Genomic DNA, 203 nt, shown 5'->3' on the forward strand with positions numbered 1-203 from the left:
TCGCCCGTCAGGGTGACGACCTGGTTGCCCGTCAGGTAGCCTTGCGCTTTGACGAAAGCGGTGGTGGCGACCCTGGTACTGTTGTCGGCCGCCGCCGGCGTCGTCGCCGTGGTTTGAGCGCCGAGGTCATTCGCGCCGGTAAAGGTCTTGGCGCCGTCGATGGTCTGCGCAGTCGACTTGGTGACGAAGGCGCCTGGACCTCC

General features: G+C 66.5%; 1 protein-coding gene. It reads right to left on the reverse strand.

The genetic code is table 11. From position 1 onward, the window contains the following. Positions 1–203, reverse strand: a 203-nt coding sequence (locus tag ACSHWJ_RS16210; RefSeq protein ID WP_432540159.1) for a hypothetical protein, incomplete at both ends; no start/stop codon positions are given.

The sequence above is a fragment of the Methylococcus sp. S1M genome, from assembly GCF_051295855.1.
Classification (GTDB): domain Bacteria; phylum Pseudomonadota; class Gammaproteobacteria; order Methylococcales; family Methylococcaceae; genus Methylococcus; species Methylococcus capsulatus.